Origin of the sequence: Aureibaculum flavum (assembly GCF_016406085.1) — a bacterium.
GTDB lineage: Bacteria > Bacteroidota > Bacteroidia > Flavobacteriales > Flavobacteriaceae > Aureibaculum > Aureibaculum flavum.
In genome coordinates this window covers 146,596-171,060 of the sequence record NZ_JAEHFJ010000005.1, presented here as the reverse complement: position 1 = coordinate 171,060, position 24,465 = coordinate 146,596, and the positions used below count along the sequence as shown (strand labels likewise).

The 24,465-nt window shown below is 32.0% G+C and carries 24 protein-coding genes and 1 tRNA gene; 13 read left to right on the top strand and 12 right to left on the bottom strand.

Translation table 11 applies throughout. From position 1 onward, the window contains the following. From nqrE to JBL43_RS11605, 5 genes are read right to left on the bottom strand one after another with little or no spacing between them, the layout of a single operon-like run. Window positions 1–747 carry an NADH:ubiquinone reductase (Na(+)-transporting) subunit E gene (gene nqrE / locus JBL43_RS11625; RefSeq protein ID WP_198841606.1) on the bottom strand — a complete coding sequence of 249 codons (747 nt, stop codon included), beginning with the start codon at window positions 745–747 and terminating at the stop codon, window positions 1–3. A 51-nt stretch (window positions 748–798) separates the two neighbouring features. After that, on the bottom strand, window positions 799–1,491 hold the full coding sequence (locus JBL43_RS11620; RefSeq protein WP_198841605.1) for an NADH:ubiquinone reductase (Na(+)-transporting) subunit D: 693 nt from the start codon (window positions 1,489–1,491) through the stop codon (window positions 799–801). 1 nt (window position 1,492) lies between these two features. After that, window positions 1,493–2,245: a Na(+)-translocating NADH-quinone reductase subunit C gene (locus tag JBL43_RS11615; protein ID WP_198841604.1), complete on the bottom strand. Its 753-nt coding sequence runs from the start codon at window positions 2,243–2,245 to the stop codon at window positions 1,493–1,495. 3 nt (window positions 2,246–2,248) lie between these two features. Further along, a complete protein-coding gene (locus tag JBL43_RS11610) occupies window positions 2,249–3,475 on the bottom strand; it encodes an NADH:ubiquinone reductase (Na(+)-transporting) subunit B (RefSeq protein ID WP_117879545.1) in 1,227 nt (408 codons plus the stop codon). Window positions 3,476–3,485: 10 nt separating this feature from the next. Next, on the bottom strand, window positions 3,486–4,832 hold the full coding sequence (locus JBL43_RS11605) for a Na(+)-translocating NADH-quinone reductase subunit A (protein WP_198841603.1): 1,347 nt from the start codon (window positions 4,830–4,832) through the stop codon (window positions 3,486–3,488). A gap of 220 nt (window positions 4,833–5,052) precedes the next feature. Between JBL43_RS11605 and JBL43_RS11600 the strand changes: the two genes are divergently transcribed. The 3 genes from JBL43_RS11600 (at window position 5,053) to JBL43_RS11590 (ending at window position 8,242) form a co-directional block, all read left to right on the top strand. Then, the gene (locus JBL43_RS11600) at window positions 5,053–6,312 is read left to right on the top strand and encodes a type IX secretion system plug protein (RefSeq protein ID WP_198841602.1); all 1,260 of its coding nucleotides are present in this window, start codon (window positions 5,053–5,055) and stop codon (window positions 6,310–6,312) included. An 89-nt stretch (window positions 6,313–6,401) separates the two neighbouring features. After that, window positions 6,402–6,788, top strand: a complete 387-nt coding sequence (gene apaG / locus JBL43_RS11595) for a Co2+/Mg2+ efflux facilitator ApaG/CorD (RefSeq protein WP_138951099.1) — start codon at window positions 6,402–6,404, stop codon at window positions 6,786–6,788. 107 nt (window positions 6,789–6,895) lie between these two features. Further along, window positions 6,896–8,242, top strand: a complete 1,347-nt coding sequence (locus tag JBL43_RS11590) for a DUF3667 domain-containing protein (protein ID WP_198841601.1) — start codon at window positions 6,896–6,898, stop codon at window positions 8,240–8,242. 3 nt (window positions 8,243–8,245) lie between these two features. Here the strand turns inward: JBL43_RS11590 and JBL43_RS11585 are convergent, their stop codons facing one another. Genes JBL43_RS11585 through JBL43_RS11570 form a run of 4 tightly spaced genes read right to left on the bottom strand, consistent with a single transcriptional unit; the run spans window position 8,246 to window position 12,737 of the window. Next, window positions 8,246–9,595 (bottom strand): hypothetical protein, encoded by a 1,350-nt coding sequence (locus JBL43_RS11585; protein ID WP_198841600.1) that lies wholly within the window; start codon window positions 9,593–9,595, stop codon window positions 8,246–8,248. A 9-nt stretch (window positions 9,596–9,604) separates the two neighbouring features. Next, complete coding sequence (locus JBL43_RS11580) at window positions 9,605–11,293, bottom strand: hypothetical protein (protein WP_198841599.1); 1,689 nt, start codon at window positions 11,291–11,293, stop codon at window positions 9,605–9,607. 19 nt (window positions 11,294–11,312) lie between these two features. Continuing rightward, entirely contained in the window at window positions 11,313–11,984 is a 672-nt protein-coding gene (locus JBL43_RS11575; protein WP_198841598.1) for a hypothetical protein, read from the bottom strand. 45 nt (window positions 11,985–12,029) lie between these two features. Next, a complete protein-coding gene (locus tag JBL43_RS11570; RefSeq protein WP_198841597.1) occupies window positions 12,030–12,737 on the bottom strand; it encodes an NRDE family protein in 708 nt (235 codons plus the stop codon). Between the two features lie 200 nt (window positions 12,738–12,937). Here JBL43_RS11570 and pruA point away from each other — a divergent pair, with 200 nt between their 5' ends. The 6 genes from pruA to JBL43_RS11540 all read left to right on the top strand — a co-directional run bounded on the left by pruA (window position 12,938) and on the right by JBL43_RS11540 (window position 18,972). Further along, window positions 12,938–14,566: an L-glutamate gamma-semialdehyde dehydrogenase gene (pruA, locus tag JBL43_RS11565; protein ID WP_198841596.1), complete on the top strand. Its 1,629-nt coding sequence runs from the start codon at window positions 12,938–12,940 to the stop codon at window positions 14,564–14,566. Between the two features lie 131 nt (window positions 14,567–14,697). Next, window positions 14,698–16,005 (top strand): NHL domain-containing protein, encoded by a 1,308-nt coding sequence (locus JBL43_RS11560; protein ID WP_198841595.1) that lies wholly within the window; start codon window positions 14,698–14,700, stop codon window positions 16,003–16,005. A gap of 116 nt (window positions 16,006–16,121) precedes the next feature. Further along, window positions 16,122–16,697: a peptidylprolyl isomerase gene (locus JBL43_RS11555; RefSeq protein WP_198841594.1), complete on the top strand. Its 576-nt coding sequence runs from the start codon at window positions 16,122–16,124 to the stop codon at window positions 16,695–16,697. A gap of 115 nt (window positions 16,698–16,812) precedes the next feature. After that, a complete protein-coding gene (locus JBL43_RS11550; protein WP_198841593.1) occupies window positions 16,813–17,415 on the top strand; it encodes a DUF502 domain-containing protein in 603 nt (200 codons plus the stop codon). Between the two features lie 18 nt (window positions 17,416–17,433). Next, on the top strand, window positions 17,434–18,027 hold the full coding sequence (locus JBL43_RS11545; protein WP_198841592.1) for a Crp/Fnr family transcriptional regulator: 594 nt from the start codon (window positions 17,434–17,436) through the stop codon (window positions 18,025–18,027). Window positions 18,028–18,093: 66 nt separating this feature from the next. After that, the gene (locus JBL43_RS11540) at window positions 18,094–18,972 is read left to right on the top strand and encodes a pirin family protein (RefSeq protein ID WP_198841591.1); all 879 of its coding nucleotides are present in this window, start codon (window positions 18,094–18,096) and stop codon (window positions 18,970–18,972) included. 122 nt (window positions 18,973–19,094) lie between these two features. On the opposite strand, the gene rsmG is transcribed toward JBL43_RS11540, so the two are convergent. After that, window positions 19,095–19,724 (bottom strand): 16S rRNA (guanine(527)-N(7))-methyltransferase RsmG, encoded by a 630-nt coding sequence (gene rsmG / locus JBL43_RS11535; RefSeq protein WP_198841590.1) that lies wholly within the window; start codon window positions 19,722–19,724, stop codon window positions 19,095–19,097. A 115-nt stretch (window positions 19,725–19,839) separates the two neighbouring features. On the opposite strand from rsmG, the gene JBL43_RS11530 reads away from it, so the two are divergent. From JBL43_RS11530 to JBL43_RS11515, 4 genes are all read left to right on the top strand, one after another. Then, window positions 19,840–20,934 (top strand): fatty acid desaturase family protein, encoded by a 1,095-nt coding sequence (locus tag JBL43_RS11530; RefSeq protein ID WP_198841589.1) that lies wholly within the window; start codon window positions 19,840–19,842, stop codon window positions 20,932–20,934. Window positions 20,935–21,138: 204 nt separating this feature from the next. Further along, a complete protein-coding gene (locus tag JBL43_RS11525; RefSeq protein WP_233098765.1) occupies window positions 21,139–22,323 on the top strand; it encodes a pyridoxal phosphate-dependent aminotransferase in 1,185 nt (394 codons plus the stop codon). Window position 22,324: 1 nt separating this feature from the next. Continuing rightward, window positions 22,325–22,774, top strand: coding sequence for an acyl-CoA thioesterase (locus JBL43_RS11520; RefSeq protein WP_198841588.1), 450 nt, complete (start codon window positions 22,325–22,327; stop codon window positions 22,772–22,774). Window positions 22,775–22,776: 2 nt separating this feature from the next. Next, window positions 22,777–23,571: a DNA/RNA non-specific endonuclease gene (locus JBL43_RS11515; RefSeq protein WP_233098764.1), complete on the top strand. Its 795-nt coding sequence runs from the start codon at window positions 22,777–22,779 to the stop codon at window positions 23,569–23,571. Window positions 23,572–23,578: 7 nt separating this feature from the next. On the opposite strand, the gene JBL43_RS11510 is transcribed toward JBL43_RS11515, so the two are convergent. Then, a complete protein-coding gene (locus JBL43_RS11510) occupies window positions 23,579–23,722 on the bottom strand; it encodes a hypothetical protein (RefSeq protein WP_157972798.1) in 144 nt (47 codons plus the stop codon). A gap of 479 nt (window positions 23,723–24,201) precedes the next feature. Further along, window positions 24,202–24,283 (bottom strand) — tRNA-Leu (locus tag JBL43_RS11505). Window positions 24,284–24,465: the final 182 nt, after the last annotated feature.

The window sequence follows — 24,465 nt, the reverse complement described above, 5'->3', positions numbered from 1 at the left end:
TTATTGATTTAAAGCGGTTGTATTTTCTACTAATTTTTCTTCTTTCTTTAAAATAACATCAGCATCGTTCTCTTTCTGATCTATTTGAATAGCTTGCTCTGTTGGTGCAGGAGTTTCTACTCCTTCATCACCACCAGTTAACATTCCTCCAAAACTCATAAAACCGATAGCCATTAATCCTGTTAGGATAAATGTTATACCCAATCCTCGTAATGCTGGAGGAACAGACGAATATCTGATTTTCTCACGAATGGCTGCAATGGCAATAATGGCTAAAAACCATCCAATACCAGAACCTACACCATAGGTTAAGGCTTCACCTAATGTTGGTATTTCTCGTGATTGCATAAACAGTGAACCTCCTAAAATGGCACAGTTTACAGCAATTAAAGGTAAAAAGATACCCAATGAGTTATATAACGAAGGTGAAAATTTTTCAACTACAATTTCTACCAATTGTACCATGGTTGCAATAGTTGCAATAAACATAATAAATGATAAAAAGCTAAGATCGTATTCAGCATATTCAGGACCTAACCAAGCTAAGGCTCCTTCTTGCAATACATATTGATCTAACAACCAGTTTAAAGGTACCGTAACTGCTAATACAAAAATAACAGCAGCACCTAAACCTACAGCGGTAGATACCTTTTTAGATACAGCTAAGTAAGAACACATTCCTAAGAAATATGCAAATACCATGTTATCTACAAATATTGATTTAAAAAATAATTCTATATATTCCATATTGTTTAGTATTGAAATTCTGACATAACTAATCAGAATGACGCAGTACGTCTAATTTTCTTCTATTAACTCTTTATTATTACTACGTTGTACCCATATGATAAGACCTACAACAATTAATGCCATTGGAGGTAAAACCATAAATCCATTATTTTCATATCCAATACTATACAATCCCGTTTTTTCAACAGAATCACCTAATACTTTAAAACCAAATAATGTACCTGAACCTAATAATTCTCTAAAAAAACCAACAATTATTAAAATAAGTCCATACCCAGCAGCATTACCAATGCCATCAAGGAAAGATTTCCACGGACCATTTGCCAATGCAAATGCTTCAAAGCGACCCATAATTATACAGTTCGTAATAATTAAACCAATGAAAACCGAAAGTTCTTTACTAAGTGTATATGCAAAAGCTTTTAGTACTTGATCTACAATAATTACCAATGTAGCCACTACTATTAACTGTACAATAATTCTAATTTTTGACGGAATAATGTTTCTCATCAAGGAAATAACTACATTTCCTAAACCTAATACAAACATTACAGAAACTGCCATTACAATGGATGGCTTTAATTGTGCTGTAATTGCCAATGCAGAACAAATACCTAGTACTTGGATCGTAACTGGGTTATTATCCGTCAAAGGATCTGTCATTAACTTTCTATTCTTTTTAGAAAACAAAGGTTCTTTTGGAGCCTTTACAATTTCTTGTTTTTCTGCTACTTCTGCCATGTTAATTTTTTAAAGTTTTAAAATAAGGAACATACATTGCTAAATCTTTTTTAATCATTGCTGTTACACCATCACCAGTAATGGTAGCACCTGCAATCGCATCTACTTCATTATCCTTTTTTTCTTCATTTTTTGGGTCTGCATTACCTTTAGCTACAGTAACTCCTTTAAAGGCACCTGAATCATTCAAAACATGTTCTCCTGTAAAATCATCCATAAAGTAACGCTGTTTAATCTCTGCACCCAAACCTGGAGTCTCTCCCTTATGATCAAAATATACACCTTGAATAATCATTGATTTATCAACGGCTACAAAGCCCCAAATAGCATCCCATAATCCTTTACCGCGAATGGGAATTACATAAATAGGATTACCATCCTTTTCACCTTCAAACAAAGGTAATTTCCGTGTGTAATTAGGATCCTTAGCTTTTGTCTCTTCCTTTTTAATATCTATCATGTACGCTTTAGCGTCTTCAGTAACCTTATCACCTTCAATCACATATTGTTTGGTAATGGCTTTGTTAAAGACATCTTCAACTTTATCCGTTGAAATAAACTCAACATCTCCTGCACCTGCATTATCGTTGATGCCCATGGCATACAATATATTTTGTTGCTTTTCAAAACGCTTATTGGCATCAACTAAAGGTTTTAAACCTTGAGCAAGCCCTGCGAGTATAGACCCCACTACCAACACCATAACAATGGCAAAAATAATGGTATAACTATTTTTATCTGTATTGATTGCCATAACTTAAGCTGTTTTTAATTTTGCTCTTTTTAATCTTTTTTTCACATTGCCTTGCACAACATAATGATCTATTGTTGGTGCAAATACATTCATTAATAATATTGCTAGCATTACACCTTCAGGATATGCTGGATTAAATACACGGATCATTATTGATATAAAACCAATTAAAAAACCATAAATCCATTTTCCTTTATTGGTTTGTGCTGCCGTTACCGGATCGGTTGCCATATAAACAATACCAAATGCCATACCCCCAATTAATAGGTGATGCCAAAATTCAGTACTCATTAATCCATAAAACTTACTCGTATCTGTTATCCAACCAGCGGCAACTACCATGTTAAAGATATAACCCATAACCAAAGCACCAATAACAGCACTAAGCATTACTCGCCAACTTCCAATTTTAGTAAAAATGAGGAATAACCCACCTAATAATATTAAGAGTGTAGAGGTTTCACCTACGGAACCCGGAATAAAACCAAAAAACATATCCATTACGGAATAGTCAACTGGATTTGATTGAGCCAAGCTACCTAATATCGTTTCACCAGAAATAGCATCAGCTGTTGAACCATTTGCAATTTCTTTTGTTCTTTCTACAGCACCTTGCACCCAAACTTTATCACCACTCATCCAAGTTGGATATGCAAAGAACAAAAATGCTCTAATGGTTAAAGCGGGATTCAAAATATTCATCCCTGTACCTCCAAATACTTCTTTTCCGATAACAACACCAAAAATAACAGCTACAATTAACATCCACCAAGGAATATCAATAGGCACAATTAATGGCACTAACATACCAGTTACTAGATACCCCTCTTCTACTTCGTGTCCTTTAATAGTTGCGAAAATAAATTCAACACCTAAACCAACACCATAAGAAATAATTATTAAAGGTAATATTTTCCAAAACCCAAGACTAAAATTTTGCAATGACCAAAATTCACCGCTAAAAAAACCTCCAGAAACGGATTGTATTTCGCCTAACGCTAAGTAATGCTGGTAACCTGCATTAAACATACCGAAAATTAAACATGGAATTAAAGCCATAATAACCGTATTCATGGTACGCTTTAAATCGTCAGCTGCCTTTATGTGAGTACCACCATGTGTAGTATCGTTTGGCGTATATAAGAAAGTATGCAAGGCGTTAAAGGCTGGTGCCATTTTAGTTCCTTTATACTTTTCTTTTAAATTATGTAAGTTCTGTTTTAAACCCATTGTTTTTATTTTAACCTATTTCTTCAATCATTAAGTCTAAACCTGCTCTGATAATTTGTTGATGTGGTTGTTTAGACACACAAACAAATTCCGTCAATGCAAAATCTTCTGGTGCCACTTCATACATCCCTAAAGCTTCCATTTCATCTAAATCTTTATATAAACAAGCTTTTAAGATTTGCATAGGATAAATATCTAAAGGAAATACTTCTTCATAATTACCAGTAAGCACGAACGCTCTATGTTCACCATTAGTGTTGGTATCTAAATCATACTTCTTTTTAGGACTTAACCATGAAAAGGTTAACGCTCTAGTATTAGATATTTTATTAAAAACAGGTACCGTCCAACCAAAAAGTTCATAATCATCACCTTCTTTTATAGCAGTTACCTGATTATCGTAATAACCAAGATAATCTTCTTGAGCAACTCGTTTACCAGATAATACATTACCACTAATAATTCTTGTATGGCTGTCTAAATTTTCTGAAACAATATCAGACATAATAGCTCCTGCAATAACTTCTACATATTGGTTTTTGATGAATTGCGATCCTGTTAAAGCTACAGTTCTTTTAATATTAAAATTACCTGTAAGTAATAACTCACCTATCACCACCAAATCTTGAGGTGTAACCACCCAAACAACTTCGCCTTTATTAATAGGGTCAATTTTAGCGATTTGTGTACCTACGTTACCACTAGGGTGCGGCCCAGAAACCTTGTGAATTTCTGCTCCAGTTAAATTGGCTAGCGGTGAATTTGAATTTTTACCAATGCTAATATGTACTTTACCTTCAGTTAATTTTGATAATGCAGTTACAGCAGCTTGCAATTCAGCTTCTTTACCTTTTAAGGTGTAGTCATAATCTGCAGCTAAAGGAGCACTTGCATAAGCAGAAATAAAAATTGCCTTTGGTGTTTCTTCAGGATTGGCTATAACGTCATAAGGACGTCTCTTAATAAAAGGCCAGCAACCAGAAGCTAACAAATGTGTTTTCACTTCATCTGCAGTAAGGCTATTGGCATCTTTTTTACCAAAATTTTGATATTGCTGTTGTTTATCGGCTAATATTTTAACTTCAAGTATTTTTCTTTTAGCTCCTCTAACAATTTCAATAACTTCACCACTAACTGGAGAAGGAAACATAATACTTTCAAATTGCTTGGAATGGAAAAGGGCTTCACCTGCTTTAACCTCTGCACCTTCTTTAACAAGAAGTTTCGGTTTTATTTTATGAAAATCAGCGGGCTTCAAAGCATAAACACTAGTAGAAGGTAGTTTGGCTGTAACCTTATCGGCTTCACCTACAAGCCTAATATCTAAGCCTTTTTTGATACGAATGTCTTTTGACATATTAATTTTAGTCTAGTTAATTATCAATAAAAAACGGTGCAAATTTAATTATTTTGTACGTGTTATCTATGTTTTTATATTATAAATTACTATTTATAATAATTCTAAATAGTAAATTTATTCTTCTGATTGATCCTCTAAAACTAAACCTAATTATTAAAATCAAATTAATTGATTAATTTTGGTATCACTTTTGTATTTAACTACACAAAATTATTCGATGCAATACCCTAATTTTTGTTATATATTCACGCTATTGCTTACCATTACAATTGGCATCAGCAATGCCCAATCTGATGTTATTGTTGACCCTCCAGAATATATAAAAACTATTGTTTTACGCTCACTACAAACAAACAATTATACACCCATTCTTAAATTAGGCGATCCATTGCTTTTAGAGTTTGATGATTTAAGCGATAGCCAAGCGGAATATACTTATAAAATAGAGCATTATGATTACGACTGGAAGATCTCGAAAATGATAGCTACAGAATACATAAGTGGTTATGATAATGATTGGATAAGAGAATTTGAAAACTCATTTAACACCTTACAGCCCTACACTTATTATAAACTAATATTACCCAACGATAAAACCCAAATAAAGAAAACTGGCAATTATTTAATAAGTATTTTAGATTCAGACAAAGAGATATTATTTACAAGACCATTTATTGTGTACCAAACTTTAGTTGATGTAGGAGTTAGTGTTCATAAAAGCAGAGATATTTCAACAATAAATACAAAACAAAATGTTGAATTTAGCATTAACCATCCGGACTTACTCATTAATAATCCTAGTCAAGAAATTAAAGTGGTTGTATATCAAAACAATGATTGGAATACTGCAATTAAAAATATAAAACCACAATTTTATCGAGGTACACAGTTATTGTATAAATATTCTGACAAAGTATCTTTCTGGGCAGGTAATGAATACCTGTTTTTTGACACTAAAGAAATTCGAAACGCCACCAATAATATTGCCAAAAGTAGACTTGATGGATTGTTTCACACCTACTTGTACACTGACGAAATGAGAAAAAACAGACCATACACTTTTTACCCTGATGTTAATGGTAATTTTGTGGTTAGAACAATTGACAGTGATGTAAGTGCTACGGAAGCTGACTATTCTTACGTACACTTTACATTGCAGGCTTATACCGATATTGGTGACGATGATATATATGTTTATGGCGATTTTAATGACTGGCAACTTACAGAAGAGAACAAGATGAACTACAACGAACGTTTACAGCTATATGACTGTACAATGTTATTAAAACAAGGATTCTACAATTATACTTATGTTACCGCCAATAATAAAGGTATAATTAGCAATGATGCTGTAGAAGGTTCTTTTTATCAAACAGAAAACGACTATTCAGTACTTGTTTATTACAAGCCAATTGGTAGCAGATATGAACAAGTAATTGGCTATGGAAAGGCAAATTCTGAAAATTTACGCAACTAAACCTCTTTTTCTGCATCTACTTTATACTTAACCAAGATTTATCAACAAAAATAGTTATATCTTTGTTATAATTCTACCACTATATAGCTATGGTACAACAAGTAACAAATGGAATTAAAATATCTGTAAAGACAAAGTTTGAAGGCATGAGCAATCAAAACCGCAGGTTGCTTTTCACTTTTAGCTACGAAATTACCATAGAAAATCAAAGTAATGCTTCTGTACAACTAATGAGCAGACATTGGAAAATTTTTGATTCATTAAAAAGTTTAGAAATTGTTGAAGGAGAAGGTGTAATTGGCAAAAAACCAGTTTTAGCACCGAAAAAATCATATACCTATAGTTCGTATTGTAATCTAACTTCACCTACTGGTGCCATGAAAGGTTTCTTTAATATGATAAACTTTACAAACACGAATAGATTTAAAGTTAACATCCCTTCTTTCCAATTAACAGTTCCCGCGGTATTGAATTAAACACTCTTTTATTTTACTTCAAATAGGTCTATACAGAAAGGTAAGTAAAACGGTTGCACTTTTTTTTGTAGTTTAGCCCTAATTAAAAAAAGTATTCTAAACTATTCATGAAATCAACTACCCGATTTTCTAAAAACATACGCGGAATAGAATGCTTAAATTGTAAGCAACCCTTATCTGACAGCGATAATTTCTGCTCAAATTGTGGACAAGTAAATGATTTACAACCTTTAAGTGTGAAACAGTTTTTTTCTGAATTTTTTTCAGGTTTTTTCTCATTTGACTCTCGTTTTTTTAGAACCTTTATCCCTTTAGTATTTAAACCCGGTAAAGTATCCAAAAGTTACATTGAAGGCAAACGCATGCAATATGCAAACCCATTCCGGTTATATCTAAATGTTACTATTGTTTTCTTTTTGTTACAAAGCTTGTTTTCAGTAGTTGATAAATACACTCTCAATGAATTTTCATCAGAGAATAGTAATAATATTATTTCCGTTAAAGATTCTACTCATACTAACACAACGCCTGCGGATAGTATTATAAAAGATTTACCCATCTTTAAATCTAATGAAAATTCGTCCAATGATTTAACGAAAAACCTCTTATTACGCATAGATTCAATTTTTACATCAACCAACCTCCTTCAACAACTTAAAACAGATTCAAACCTTAAAATTGTAAAGGATTCTATTTATAAAGACTTCTTTAATTCTAATAACAACTATATTTCTGAACAAATAAATAAAGCTGTAGAAAATAACAATTGGAATGTATTTCAATCCATGTCAACCCTAGACAAAGACACTTATAAGCATGTAGAACAAATTTTTAAAGAAAATGAAATAGATTACTCTATTCCTGAGGAATATAAATCACAAACAGAAGCCGACATTAACAAAATTGATTTTTTTAAAAAACTTAATAAATTTTCAAAGTACGATAACGCTCACCCTAATGGAACGGCTTTAAGTGCCATGGAAGAATTGGGTGTAGCAAAAACACGTTTTAATGCATTTTACTATAAGTTAGCTCAAAACTATAATAAACTTCAAGATGACCCCACTTTCAGACAATCTTATGTAAATAGTATCATTTCAAAAATATCGATTGCATTATTCTTCTTACTACCTATATTCACGCTAGTGCTTTCATTACTTTACATCAGGCATAAATGGAACTATACAGAGCATTTAATATTTGTGTTTAATGTGCAGACTGTATTTTTCTTGTTGCTTTTGGTCTTTATAATAATTGATCGAATAGTAAACACAAATACTAAAATATACCTATTTGTGCCTTTATTCCTATTTTACTTATTTAAGGCTTTACACAATTTTTATGGACAATACAAAACTAAAACCTTTGTGAAATTTATTCTATTGAACTTTTTTTATTATTTATTAGCCTCCCTGGGATTAATTGCAGTTTCATTTATCGCTTTTATTTTATAAATATTACTGTTTTAACAGTTTGCCTAAAAAATTACGATTAACATCTTTTAAATTAATTTTTAGCAAGAATTGATCATTCGCAGTCCATTCTAACTTTGTAGATTTAACTAATTGCAAAAACTTTTGTTGATCTTTAGTTAATGGAATGTCAAGAGGAGTTTCCATATACTTCTCAGTATTAAAATAAAAATTAAACTTTGAGGATGTAGCTGAAGTATTTTCACTTTTCTTGTTTTTATTCACACGTATTTCAAACTTATCTTCAACGTTAGTTGTCAAAACTTTAAAAACTGGAATGGTAGTAAACACGGTGTCGTTCTCAATAATTTGAATGGCATTTTTACCGTAAAAGTAATCCGTTAGACTGGAAACACTTTGCTGTCCTAAGTTTGCATATAAAGATGGAATCCTTTTATCTTGAGTAGATTTAATTTCTACTTTATTAAAATCATCATCATATTCATAAGAAACTATAGTATCTGTTTTCTGCTCAATAGAAGTAATATTCATATGAAATTTCCCATTCCATTTATTAACAATAGAATCTAAAGACAAATGGGTAAACGCATTAAATTTATCTTTTTTATCCGTTAAAAATTGCTTGAACACAGCATTATTCCTGTTTAACTCACCTGACATTGAAATAACTCCATCCTCATCAGATGCAGGATTCTCATTTACTAGAAACAAATCAGACTTTAGAGAACCTTCTAACTCAAAAAATCCATCTTTAAAATTAGCGTTTAGCTCATCATCACCCAAAGAGAAACTTATATCATTGGTATTATTTACTATCGGTTTTAAAATTATCGCATCTTCTGATAAATAATCGTCTTCACTAAACAAGGTGAGTATAGTAGTGCTTACATCTACTTTGGGACTGGTTTTTAAGGCAATAATGAACTGCTCTCCTTTTACGGATAAAACAAAATTAGCCTTGCTAAAATAAACAATGCCATTATTTTCAATTTTCTTAAAACCTTCCTTAAGCAAAAATTTGAATAATTCTTCTGTATCATTAATGGCAACAATACTGCTAAACCAATTATTACTTAAATCAGTCGGATTGGTATAAAATAAAATATTTTTAGGAACACTAACACCTTTGGTTAGAGCCGTTCGTGGTTTCTTTATTGAATCTTTCTTTTTTCGAGACTTTAAATAGGTAATGGGGTTGGTTAAAAAATCAAATAATAAATGATTTTCTATCTGCCTGAGATTGACATTAATCACTTTTGTTGCGTTAGCCGGGACTCTATTTTCAAATACTTGTGCTCGCTTATATCGCCATACATAAAGCACAACCAATACAATTACAAATACAATAAAAAAATAGAGTCCCTTCTTACGCATATTAAGCTATTACTTCATCATAAAATCCATAAAATCTAACAATACTTTTAGTGAGTTTTCACGATTATCTGCTGTATCAACTACAAATTCGGAAACCATACTATTACCTTTCATTTTACCTGTTTTATAATGAACATTGTTTATGTTGTCATTAGCAAATGAGAACATCTTCTTTTCATCGCGACTTAAATCTTCACTTGGAATTTTTGCTAATAATTTTTTAACATCCAAATACATAACCGCTGCATTTTTACGAATCAACTTTTTATGTTCTCCTGTAAATGAAACAGGATTAGGGCTAATTATATTTGCCAATTGTTTTTCTGAAGAAGTAATAAATACAATTCCATCTTTAATTACTGCATACAGGTCAAATGGTGTTTTATTCGGCAAATTCAGTTTATAATAATTCGCGTTTTGCTCTAATGCTTTGTGCTTAACCCCTAACTTAATTAACTTATAAAGTAATTTTTCATTTTCAGAACCTACCATAAATGTAAATTCAGGACTCATTTCCGTTTTCGTTTTTGTTACTTCGGTTTCTTTATAGTCATCATCATATTCATAAGTAGTATAAGTAACTTCCTTTTCTCCCAAATCATTTAAAACAAATAGCATATTACCAGTAATTAAATCGCCAACGGCCTCTTCGTCTATAAGCACTGAAAACAATTCTGTACCAACTTCCATTTCTTCTCTAAAGTCTGGTAACATACCTCCATAAATTTGACTAATTAAATTAGGATATTCATCTAAAACAGCTTCAGTGTTCATTGCAACACTGGTATAACCAATAATTTCATTTTCATTAAAGTACTTAAAAAATGATTGGTCAATTTTTGATTTATAGATATTCTTAAATGCCTTTTTCCAAGTATCATTAACCTCCATGTTAGTGGTTATTTTTGCTTCATTTTTTTCAAAATACAAATGAGCACTCATGGTTCCGAACCCTAAATTATTATAGTTGGGTTTTAAACCACCCATATAATAACTAAATCCTCCCATAACACCACTCATTAATTCACCATAACTATTAACCCATGCTGATGCTTCGGCATTTTTATCAATCGTTTTTACATAGCTTTTATTAGAAAGTATTGAAGCTCCATTGTAATTGAATATTGTACTAGAATAATTTGAAATCCATTGAGCTACGACTACTTTTTTAACATCGTAAAAATCTTGATCCTCACCTCCAAACTCATTCATAAGTCTTTCTTTATGTTCGTCAAAATAACTATAAGACTTATCTCCGCCTATAAACAATAGCATGTTATCATTCCACATAATAGCCGTATTATGATCGGCAAACGTACTTATGTTTCCTTTTTTAACAATTTCTTCTTTACTTGAAGCATTGAAAATTGCCTCAAATTTTTTTCTATCTTTAATTTTTAGAATAAAACTATGATAAGAAATACTATCTGAAGGTTGGTAAAAATAAAATGCTTTAGATTCTAAATCAACGCCAAAGTCGGCTAAACCATTGAAGTCTTCATTTTCTCGTTTAAATTCCTTAATCATTTCTTTACCTAATGCATTGGTATCAAAATCTGTTAAGGAAATTAAGTCAAAAATATTATTACCATTAACTGAAATTACAGCTTGTGCATTTGCAGGTATCTTACTTTCTAATTGTTGTGCAAAACTAAACGTTGTTGCAGCTAGGGCTAGGGTTAGCATTATCTTTTTCATATACTAATTTTAGTGATTTTTATTTCTGTAATTTGATTTGATTTTTAATTGATTTATTCTGATTGATAATATCTTGTGCAGATATTTTTAACATGATTGCTTTTTTACTCTTTGAAATTTTTGCTGCGTTATTACTGCTAGAAGCTATTCCCTTAGGAAAACGATATATGGTTGTAATGGATGCTGTTTTAAAAACTTCCCTATCTTCCATTTTTGTTTTTTTAATTTCTTTAGCTAAATCGTAATGATAGCTCCTCGTAAAAAGCTGATTATTTTTATCATAACTAAAATGCTTATGATTCTTAATCCTTTTTGCTTCTTCTTTAGAGCTGAAATTTGAAACGACCATATTTAGAGCATCAACATCATTAAAATCACATGAAAGCGTAAAAATATAATCTTCTAGATTTATAGAATTGGTTACATTAGTTATACCTCCAGTATTTTTTACTGTTTTTACCATATCAGCAAAATGCTGTCTGATTTCTTGCTCTGAAGGAACTTCGTAATTATTAACGCTATCCAATAACATTATCGAATTTATCTTGGTTTTACTTCTGCTTAGGTTTAGTGTTAACGTAACTTTACCTGAGCCATCTTCATTTAAACTAACTTCTTCAATAATTTCGAAGCAGCTTGTACAAATGAACAGCAAAGCAAAAACAAAAATGTAATTAATTTTTTTTATCATAATATTATGTACGATGTATAACGTACTTTTTTTATTTGAATTACACTATTCAATTATTAATTTAGATTTCTCGTGTTCTTTTACATCTTCATAAACCATACCTAAACATTTTTTTTCTTTATAAACGGAAGTAATACTTACCGTACCTCCTAATTTTCTATCCATCATTACATCAATAGTGGGGTCTCCAATACCTGCATTATGATGAAACTTTAATATATTTTCTTGATTTATTTTATTTACCTGTTGCCATTGCTCAAACCAATTCCGTCGTAATTGTTTTACCCTATCGTCATATAATGTTGAAGAAGACCAAATTTGCGGCTCTAACTCCATGTTTTTTATATATTTATTTTCTCCATCCCAAACAAACTCAATCAACTCTAACGTTTTATTCCAATCAACAATAACTAAAGTAAATTGCTCTACTCCTATTAGATTTAATGCTTCTAACCCATTTTGGATATTTTCAACCTTAAGGAGCTCTTTTACAATTAACCCCCTACTCATTTTATAATTTATTAAAGAAATATGATCGACAAACCCACCATTTAACAAACAGATTAACCTATTTTTAGAGCTTGTACCTATCCATGAACCACCTGCCTTTCCATCTTTTGGATAGCTAAGTTTTACACCATCTTCTTCATACGCTTTCGGCGGTAATGCCTTTTGACGAGAAAACGGAATATCCCTACTCGAGGTCAAGATAAAATCCGTCTTATTTAAAGGAAGAAAGGTAACCGTACACATACTTCTTTGTTATGAGTTTATAGTTTTAAAATCTTAGTACAAAAATGACACAAAATTAAATGGTGCAAAACACGCTAAACCGTAAAAAACACACCCCTGTAAATAGGGTTCTAGAATTTACAATTAGTGCTTCGTTTTTGTTATTTACTATTTGTAACTTTGCGACAAAATTAGTTGAATTTTATAAAAACACATTACATATGGCAAGCGGATTTTATAATGTACCCAAAGCAGTAAACGAACCTGTAAAAACTTATGCACCTAATAGCCCTGAAAAAAAGAGTTTATTAGATACTTATAAAAAAATGTACAATGAAAAAGCGGATATCCCTTTTTACATTGGAGGAAAAGAAATTAGAACGGGTAATACTGTATCTATTCACCCACCACATGACCACCAACATACTGTTGGGCAGTATCATAAAGCGGAAAAAACACATGTTGAACAAGCAATTGCCAATGCACTTGAAGCTCGTGACGCATGGTCTAAGACACCTTGGGAACACCGTGCTGCTATCTTTTTAAAAGCAGCTGAACTACTTGCTGGACCGTATAGAGACAGAATGAATGCGGCTACAATGATATGTCAATCTAAAAACGTAATGCAAGCTGAAATCGATGCCGCTTGTGAAATGATAGATTTCTTTAAGTTCAATGTTGAATTTATGACAGAAATTTATGCAAATCAGCCTATTTCAAGTCCTGGTATTTGGAACAGAATGGAATATAGACCTCTAGAAGGATTTACTTATGCTATCACTCCTTTCAACTTTACTTCTATTGCAGCAAACTTATGTGCAGCACCAGTAATGATGGGTAATGTTTGTGTATGGAAACCTTCTGATCATCAAATATATTCTGCTCAAGTAATTGTAGAATTGTTTAAAGAAGCAGGTTTACCTGATGGCGTAATAAATGTAGTTTACGGAGATCCTGTTATGATTAGTGATACTATTTTAAGCCATCGCGAATTTTCTGGCATTCACTTTACAGGTTCAACGCATGTATTTAAAATGTTATGGAAGCAAATTGGTGAAAACATTGGTAACTATAAAACCTATCCGAGAATTGTTGGTGAAACAGGAGGAAAAGATTTTATTTGGAGTCACCCTTCTGCTAACGCAAAACAGGTTGCAACAGCAATTACAAGAGGAGCATTTGAATACCAAGGACAAAAATGTTCAGCAGCCTCTAGAGCATACATTCCGGAAAGCTTATGGGCTGATGTTAAAAAATATGTCGTTGCCGATTTAAAATCAATTAAAGTAGGTAGCCCAGACGATACTTCAAATTTTGTAAATGCAGTAATTCATGAAGCTTCTTTCGATAAAATCTCAAGCTTTATTGATCAAGCAAAACAAGATAAAGATGCAGAAATTGTAGCCGGTGGTAATCATGATAAATCAAAAGGTTATTTTATTGAACCTACAGTTATTTTAGCCAAAGATGCAAAGTACACTACCATGTGTACAGAATTATTTGGCCCGGTAATCACCATTTATGTTTATGATGATAAAGACTGGAAGAATTCATTAAAATTAGTTGATGAAACTTCTGAATATGCATTAACTGGAGCTATTTTCAGTGCAGATAGATATGTTATTGATTACGCTACAAATGCACTAGAAAATGCTGCAGGTAATTTCTATATCAATGATAAACCAACAGGAGCTGTCGTAGGTCAACAACCTTTTGGTGGAGCGAGAGCTTCAGGGACAAATGACAAAGCTGGTTCAATTTGGAATTTATTGCGTTGGGTTAGTAACCGTACCATTAAAGAGACTTTTGTAACGCCTACAGATTATAAATATCCTTTTTTAGGTGAGTAAATCTAATCGCTTATAAAAGCTTTCATTCTAAAAACCCTTCATTAAATTTTAATGAAGGGTTTTCTTATTATAAATTTCAAAGACAAATAAAAACAGATACTTTTGTTACCTAAATTTTAAAACACTTTTATATGAAACACTTTTACTTTTTGATTCTATTTTTAACTGTTCAATACTCATTTTCACAATATGGAAATGTATCAACCATTGCAGGGGGAGGAACCAATGGACATGATGTAATTGGAGGATTAGCTACAGATGCAGACCTTAGTTACCCTACTGGAATAGCTATTGATAACGCTGGAAACATATATTTTTCTGAAATTACAAACAGTATTATTAGAAAAATAGACGTTAATGGTATTATTTCAGATATTATAGAATTTCCAGAGGTAAATACACCGCATGGATTAACCGTTGACGCAAGTGGTACTATTTTTTTTATTGATAGAGCAAATGATAGAGTAAGAAAATTAGACACAAATGGCACTATCACAACTGTAGCAGGAAATGGCACTAATGGAGATAGTGGAGATGGCGGACCTGCCACTTCTGCACAATTAAACACTCCTCAATATGTTGCCGTTGATGCATCTGGAAATATTTATATTTCTGATTGGCAAAATCATAAAATTAAAAAAGTAACAACTGACGGAATCATTAATACGATTGCTGGCACCGGAGTATATGGTTTTAGTGGAGATGGTGGTTTAGCAACCCAAGCGGAGTTAAAAAGCCCAAGTGGAATAACCGTAGATACTTCAGGAAATATTTATTTTTCAGATAGAAATAATTACAGAGTTAGGAAAATAGATACTAATGGCATAATTACTACGATTGCTGGTAAAGGTGGTTTTCAACCATTTAGTGGAGATGGCGGATTGGCAATTGATGCTGAATTATATGAACCTAGTGGAATTACTATAGATAATAGTGGAAATATTTATGTGGTTGACGGAAATAATCAAAGAGTTAGAAAAATAACCACTGACGGTATTATAAACACTATAATTGGATCTGGAGCAACAGGAATTAATTCTGGTGGTTTCAATGGTGATGGATTGGTGGGCACCGCTACTTTATTAAATCAACCAGTAGATGTCGTTATTGACAATTCAGGAAATGTGATTGTAGGTGACTATAAAAATCATAGAATTAGAAAATTACCCTCAGCGGCACTTAGTGTAGATAATTTTTCTTTAGAGAATATAAAATTATATCCAAATCCTATTTCAATTGATGAGCAATTAACCATTTCTTCTCAAGAAATAATTACTGCTATTTCTGTTTACAATACCCTAGGACAAGAAGTTTATCAAGCAAAACCAAATGCTAACAATTATGTAATAAACTTAAACAAGATAACTTCAGGTATCTATTTGGTTAAATTAAATAACACTGAAAACAAAAGCATAAATTATAGACTTATAAAAAAGTAGGTTCTTGATATTTATATTACAACCACGGCAATTGCCGTGGTTTTTTTTATTAATAAACAGTCTCATTTTCATAATTAGCTAATTAAATTACTAATTTTAAACGCTAAAGAAACTCTATGAAAAAAGTAATACTATTAGTTGCACTTTTATTAACTATTCAGACCATCCAATCTCAAAAACAAACGAAATGCTTAATTGAGACCTCTTTGGGTGAGATTGAAATTGAATTGTATGATAATAAAGCACCAATTACCGTTCAAAATTTTTTGCAATATGTAGATAGTACTGCTTATAACAATAGTAGCTTTTTTAGAACCTGTACTAAAGAAAACGAAGCTGAACGGACCATAAAAATTCAAGTAATTCAAGGAGGTAACATCACTGAAGAAACTGTACGAGCACCAATAAAAATTGAAACTACCGCAGAAACTGAAGTTTTACATAAAAACGGGACTATATCAATGGCTAGAAGCGAACCGAACAGTGCTACAAGTAGCTTTTTTATTTGCATAAATGAGCAACCTGAACTAAATTTTGGTGGAAAACGAAATCCAGACGGGCACGGTTTTGCTGCTTTTGGCCAAGTTACAAAGGGGATGGATGTCGTTTTAAAAATTCAATCTCAAAAAAATAAAAACCAACAACTTTTAGAACCTATAGAAATTCACGCCATAACTAGAGTTTCCAATTAAAAACCAACCCTTTTATTTCATTATCATGAAATGCCATTATTATATACCTTTACACCAAACTAAAGATTAAAAATAGCGTTCCATATAACCTATAAAAAATTATAAATATTAACAGATGAAAAAACTAGTCAATTATTTCTTACAAGGTTTATTATATATTGCTCCTTTGGGTATAACTGCATACATTATTTATGCTGTTTTTACATTTTCAGATGGTTTGTTACAAGACTTATTACTTAAATTTTTTGATATTAAAATTCCTGGCTTAGGCGTTTTAACGCTTATATTATTTTTAATTTTCGTAGGTTTTTTAGGACGGACAATTATTGCCGATCCTTTACGAAAATTGTTTAAAAACCTGATTGAACGTGTTCCGTTGTTAAATTTTATCTACTCTGCTTTTAATGACTTGTTTTCAGCTTTTGTAGGTAAGGAAAAGAAATTTAGCAAACCAGTACTCGTTAAAGTTAACTTAAATTCTGATTTAGAAAAATTAGGATTTATAACAGAAGAGAATTTAGAGCTATTAGGAGAAATGGATAAGGTTGCTGTCTATTTTCCTCATTCTTATAATTTTTCTGGTGAATTATTTATTGTACCTCGAGCCAATATTAAAACAGTAGATATAAACTCTAGTGATGTAATGAAGTTTGTAGTTTCTGCTGGATTAACGGGATGGAATAAAGATGATGTTACAGAACATGAAGAGGCAAATTAATTCTTAAACGAAGATAAGATGAATACTTTTAATCTTAAAATGTTCTTGACTTCAAATCTTGATATTGACGAAAAGGACATTTTGTCAATAGTAGATAACTGCACTATTAAAAGGGTTAAAAAAAACGAGTTCTTATTACAAAAAAACGAACACTGTAAGCATACCTTTTTTGTAGAGAAAGGATTATTGAGACAATATTCAATTGACGAAAAAGGCAAAGAACACATACTTTCTTTTGCTCCTGAAAATTGGTTTGTAACCGATAGAGAAAGTGCATATTTTAATAGACCTTCCGCATATTATATCCAAGCATTGGAAGAAAGTCAAGTAGCAATGATAGATGAAAATTTCATTCAATTACTTGCTAAGAAAATACCCTCATTTACCGATTTCAACAATAAATTATTACACAATCATATTCTTCATTTACAAAACAGAATTAATTTATTACTAAGTGCTGCTGCGGAAGACAGGTATTTACAATTTGTTAAAATGTACCCGGACATACTTTTGAGAGTTCCGCAAACAATGATCGCCTCTTATTTAGGTATTACCCCAGAGAGCCTAAGTAGAGTCCGCAAAGAATTGGCTCATAAAAATTTTAAAGAGTAGTTCTTATCATACATCAATGCACAAGTTTTTTGCTCATTGTACATTTGTGGTATAAAATTAAATGATATGAAAACAAAAACAGTAGAATTAGTAGCCAGTCCAAAAGCTCCACATTTTGTTGGAGATGGCTTTCGTGTACATAACTTTATCCCTAGTGGATTTAGACTTGACATGCAACGGATGAACCCGTTTATAATGTTAGATTACAATTCGAGCTACCACTTCCCTCCTTCTCATAAACCAAAAGGGGTTGGTGTGCATCCTCATAGAGGTTTTGAAACCGTTACTATAGCCTATAAAGGCAAGGTGGCCCATCATGACAGTAGCGGTGGTGGTGGAGTTATAGAAGAAGGTGATGTGCAATGGATGACTGCAGCAAGTGGTGTTTTACATAAAGAATACCATGAAGAAGAATGGAGTAAAACGGGTGGCGATTTTCAAATGGTACAACTTTGGGTAAACTTACCTAAAAAGGACAAAATGAGTGCTCCAAAGTATCAAGCCATAAAAAACGAAGCCATTAACCGTTTTTTATTAGAAAATAATGCTGGACAAATTGAAGTAATTGCAGGTGAATATAAAGGTATAAAAGGAGCTGCTTCAACATTTACACCATTGCATATGTTAAATGCAAAATTGAACAAAGGTGGCAAAGCTACATTTCATTTTCCTGCCAACTATAACACTGTATTACTTATTGTGGAAGGCAGCATTTTAATTAATGGTAATGAAAAAGCTCCAACAGACCATTTAGCACTCATGGCTACCGATGGTGAAAATTTTGAGATTGAAGCCATAGATGATGCTATTGTTTTAGTATTAAGCGGCGAACCAATTGATGAGCCTATTGCCGCTCATGGCCCTTTTGTAATGAACACGAAAGAAGAGTTAATGGAAGCCTTTAATGATTTCAATAATGGCAAGTTTGGATATTTAGAAGATTAATAATCTTCAAGAACAAAGTATAAAATAAGATACCAGAAGTTTCAGGTTATACAAAAGGTGCTTCTGGTTTTTTCATAGCAACTATAAATAAAAGATTCATAGCAATTAAACGTTTAGAATTCCTAAGGCTTATACTTCAATGGTAAATGCACCACTTTTTTAGTTTCAAAAAAATCTTCTTTAAAATAATCGGACAAGTTATAGGTAGTTGCTTTAGGAAAATTAGCTAACTCTTCAGTTAAATCACCTCCTTTTAGGTAAAGAATACCATTTTTAAGTTCGTGCCGCTGTTTTTTAGTTACTTTTTTACGGGTCCATTTTACAAAATCGTCCATATTAGTAACGGCACGACTTACAATAAAATCGAATTCTCCTTTTACGCTTTCCGCTCTAATGTGTTGGGCTTTTACATTCTGAAGTCCTAACGCCTTAGATACTTCTTGTACTACTTTAATTTTTTTACCAATAGAGTCTACTAATAAAAATCGTGTTTCAGGAAACAAAATAGCAAGAGGAATTCCTGGAAAACCACCACCGGTACCTACATCCAAAACTTTTGATTTTGGCACAAAAGGCTGCACCTTAGCAATACCCAAAGAATGAAGCACATGTCTTTCATACAGGGTTTCAATATCCTTTCTAGATATTACATTAATTTGTGCATTCCATAATGCATACAATTGCTCTAATTGTTTAAACTGACTAATTTGCTCATCAGAAAGTTCCTTAAAATATGTCGAAATTATTTCCATAATAGTAAACGGCAAAGCTACCATCTTTTGTTAAATATTTAACAATTCATCGCTAAAAACCTACAGAAAAACAAAAATTGCGTAAATTTGCAATTCATTAAACTACCTAATACACATGTCTCAAACGACTATAAAATATTCACGAGTAGATTCTGCGAAGTTTTTCAGGACGCTCAATAAGAGAATTAACACATATTTTAAAGAAAAAAATATAAAAAAAACAGGAAACGGACAATTATACATTAAAACAGTTGTCATGTTTGTTTTACTCATAGCACCATTAGTTTTAGTACTTACATTACCTATGGCTTGGTGGGCACAAATTATTTGCATGATCGTTGTTGGCATTGGCATGGCTGGTGTTGGAATGAATGTAATGCATGATGCCAATCACGAATCTTTTTCTAGTAAAAAGTGGGTAAATAAATTAATGGGAAGTAGTATTTACATCCTTGCTGGTAATGATTACAACTGGAAAGTACAACACAATGTACTACACCATACCTATACAAATATTCAAGGGCACGATGAGGATATTGATGCCGGTAGAATAATCCGTTTTTCAAAACATGCTAAATGGCATAGTTTTCATAAATATCAAAAATATTACGCCTTTTTTCTTTATGGATTATTAACCGTAAACTGGGCTATTACTACTGATTTTAAGCAAACTTATCAATACTTAAAACGTAAGTTATCTTATGGAAAAATGCCACATCCTGCTACACAGTGGACAAAATTAATCATTGGTAAAATAATTTATTATGCCATTTGGGTCGCCTTACCATTATTTGTTGGTATTGTTTGGTGGAAAGTGCTTATTGGCTTTTTTATTATGCATTATACTGCGGGTATTATTTTAAGTGTAATTTTTCAATTGGCTCATGTTATGCCAAATACAGAAATGCCAATGCCTGATGAAGTAGGTAATATGAAAAACACTTGGGCAATTCATCAATTATTTACAACTTCTAATTTTGCTCCAAGAAACTGGTTAGTGCGTTTTTATACTGGTGGATTAAACTACCAAGTTGAGCATCATTTATTCGCAAATATTAGTCATGTTCATTATAAAAAATTAGCTGAAATTGTAAAAAACACTGCTAAAGAATTTAGCCTTCCTTACAACGAGTATAAAACGTTTAGAAGAGCTGTAATTGAACATTATAAGCAGTTAGAAGTCTTAGGAAAAAAACCTTCTATAGCTTAGATAGAATTCACAAAAAATTAAAAACAGCTGCGACATATCGCAGCTGTTTTTTCGTTAGATCTCATACCAATATTCCATTCATCAATATTTTCACTATTATTAGTAATTCGTTTAAATTCTAACTTTTAGTTAATTAATAATTATTTAAGGTTGTTTCTACATTATTCTTTTTAATTTTGTTGTCTAAATATTTATCAAACAATTATGCAACAACTTTCCGATAGAATTAATAATCTACCAGTTTCAGAAACCTTAGCAATGGCGGCAAAAGCTCGCGAATTAAAGGCTGAAGGTAAAGACATTATCAGTTTAAGTTTAGGTGAACCAGATTTTAACACACCTGACTTTATTAAAGATGCCGCTAAACAAGCCATTGATGATAATTACAACTCTTATTCACCTGTGGATGGTTATTTAGATCTTCGTGAAGCTATTTGCAGAAAGTTTAAGCGTGATAATAATTTGACCTATAGTCCAAATCAAATCGTAGTTTCTACAGGTGCAAAACAATCTATTGCGAATATAGCATTGGTATTACTAAACCCTGGAGACGAAGTTTTATTACCAGCTCCATATTGGGTAAGCTATTCAGCTATTGCTACTTTGGCAGAAGCGACATACAAAGAAATACCTTCTAGTATTGATACAGATTTTAAAATTACACCTGAACAATTAGAAGCTGCAATTACGCCAAAAACAAAATTAATTTTCTTTAATTCACCTAATAACCCAAGTGGTACCGTTTATACGGAAAGTGAATATAGAGCATTTGCTAAAATTTTAGAAAAATATCCAAATATCTATATCTTATCAGATGAAATTTACGAACATATCAATTATGGCCAACCTAATTTTAGTTTTGCTAGTATTGAAAGTATGTACGATAGAACCATTACCGTAAATGGAGTTGCTAAAGCTTTTGCCATGACTGGTTGGAGAATTGGCTATATGGGTGGTCCGGCTTGGATAGCAAAAGCGTGCACTAAGATACAAGGTCAAATTACGTCTGGTGCTAATTGTATAGCACAACGTGCAACAATAGCAGCATTAGATGCTCCGGTGTCTAAAATTCAATTTATGGTTGATGAATTTCATAAAAGGCGTGACTTAGTTTTAGAATTACTCTCTGAAATTAAAGGAATTAATATAAATACTCCAAAAGGTGCATTTTATGTATTTCCAGATGTATCCTCGTATTTTGGAAAAACCATAGACGGTGTAACTATTAATGATGCTGGAGATTTTTCTATGTTTTTATTAGAAAAAGCAAATGTAGCCACCGTTACTGGAGGTGCTTTTGGAGCTCCTGATTGTATCAGACTTTCTTATGCAGCATCAACTGAAGATTTAAAAGAAGCGTTTAAACGCATTAAAAATGTATTAAATTAGTATGATTTTTAAATACACTTTCAAAACACGTTGGTCAGATTTTGACCCAAATAGACATTTACGTCACACTGCATATAATGATTACGCGGCAGAAAGTAGGGTTCGTTATTTAAACGAACACAACTTTGGCATGGATAGATTTCAAAAAGAAAATATCGGTCCCATTTTATTTAAGGAAGAAACTACTTTTTATAGAGAAGTAAATTTAGGGGAAGACATCACGATTGAATTATTTTTAGAAGGATTATCTGAAAATGGAGAGCGATTTAAATTCTTACATAAAATATATAGAGAAGACGGTGTACTAGCTGCTGAAATTATTGTTCTGGGTGCTTGGTTAGATTTAACCAAACGAAAACTAATACAACCACCTGCAGATATGGTAAAAACTTTTAAAGAACTTACAAAATCGGAAAATTTTGAAGAAATTCCTTTAAAAAGTAAATCATAGGTTTGAAAAAAAAAGCCCTTGTTTATCCTATTATAATACTCTTATTGGGTTTAGTGATGTATCTTTTTATTCCAAAGAATGATACTATAGATACTGATGTAAACCCAGTAGCAGTTTCAGGTTTTAATTATTTACCTACATCAACTACAAATACAATAGTTAACCATCAATATTATAGTCTTTCGTACAATGAAAGTTATGAGCAGGCAGAATGGGTTGCATATGAATTAACACAAGAACATCTTTCAGGTTCAAACAGAAAACGCCCTTATTTCATTCAAGATAAAAAAGTAAAAACGCAGTCAGCAGATTACAGAAATTATAAAAAATCGGGGTACACCAAAGGTCATTTATGTCCTGCCGGAGACAGGAAATTTTCTAAGACTGCTTTTGATGAAACTTTTTTAACATCGAACATTTCTCCTCAAAAAGCTGATTTCAATGGAGGTGTATGGAATAGATTAGAGCAAAAAACACGTTATTGGGCTAGTAAAGACAAACAATTATTTGTAGTTACCGGTGGTGTTTTATCGTCTAATTTAAAAACAATAGGATACGAAAAAGTTGCAATTCCTACTCATTTTTATAAAATTCTACTGGATTATTCTGAACCTAAGATTAAGGCCATTGCATTTTTAGTACCACATGAAGCGTCAAAAAAACCACTCTATACTTTTGTAGTTTCAATAGATCATCTTGAAAAATTGACAAATATTGATTTTTTCCCAGCGTTACCAGATGATTTAGAAGCCAAATTAGAAGCCAGCTCTAGCTATAAAGATTGGAGTTTCAATTAATACTTTATTAAAATTCAGTACTTGTTTTTAAAACCATAAGTAATTTACTCATTTCCTTATTTTGGTTCGTAAAAAGTAATAAAGCTAGTAATGGTAATGCTATCATATAATTTATAAAACGGATACTTAGTTTGGCAACTCTTTTTTTCATTTTTAGGTTGGTTTTGCTTAAGGTAAAACTATAACGTAAAAGACTCCTAAAAAATTGTTTTAAAACAAAAAAAGCTCCTTATTTCTAAGAAGCTTTTATTACTGTACAGGCGGAGAGACTCCCCTCGACGATCGCTCGGGACAGGCTTCTCGTCTCTCCTGAACTTTCGTTTAGAATAAAATAGATTTCATAAAAAAAGCTCCTTATTTCTAAGAAGCTTCTATTACTGTACAGGCGGAGAGACTCCCCTCGACTATCGCTCGGGACAGGCTTCTCGTCTCTCCTGAACTTTCGTTTAGAATAAAATAGATTTCATAAAAAAAGCTCCTTATTTCTAAGAAGCTTCTATTACTGTACAGGCGGAGAGACTCCCCTCGACTATCGCTCGGGACAGGCTTCTCGTCTCTCCTGAACTTTCGTTTAGAATAAAATAGATTTCATAAAAAAAGCTCCTTATTTCTAAGAAGCTTCTATTACTGTACAGGCGGAGAGACTCGAACTCTCACACCTTGCGGCACTAGATCCTAAGTCTAGCGTGTCTACCAATTCCACCACGCCTGCATTTTTGTTTGGTACTAGAATAATTCAAGTTGGCTACCTCCCGACAATTTGGGACCACCACACCTGCATAATTCTAAAATTTTATACAAATACGCATATAAAATTTGTTAATTGGGGTGCAAATATAATCAATCTTTATAAAAAGCCATACGGTTCATTTATATTTTTATTACTTTTGAGTA